Annotated in this window: 1 protein-coding gene; it reads left to right on the forward strand. The window is 69.8% G+C overall.

Annotated elements, in window-relative coordinates:
* The coding region (locus tag KVT32_RS29085; protein ID WP_371825638.1) for an ATPase domain-containing protein at window positions 1-371 on the forward strand (371 nt) is incomplete at both ends.

Genomic DNA, 371 nt, shown 5'->3' on the forward strand with positions numbered 1-371 from the left:
CTGGCGCGGCGGCGAGTCTACCGGGTCGAGGGGACGCGGGGGACCGGCAAGACCACGCCGGGCCTGCAATTCCTGCGCGACGGCGCGGCACGCGGCGAGAGCGGCCTGTACATCACCCTGTCGGAAACGGCCGACGAATTGCGGGCGGTGGCCGCCAGCCATGGCTGGTCGCTCGACGCGCTGGCGATCCACGAGCTGGCCGGCGACGAAGCGCTCGACCTCGACTCCCAGCAGTCGGTGTTCCACCCGTCCGAAGTCGAACTGGGCGAGACCACGCGCAGGGTGATGGATGAAGTCGACTGCCTGAAGCCGGTGCGCGTGGTCTTCGACAGCATGGCCGAGATGCGCCTGCTGGCGCAGATTCCGGCGAA

The organism is Achromobacter sp. GbtcB20 (assembly GCF_019091095.1).
In the GTDB taxonomy this organism is placed as follows: domain Bacteria; phylum Pseudomonadota; class Gammaproteobacteria; order Burkholderiales; family Burkholderiaceae_B; genus Achromobacter; species Achromobacter mucicolens.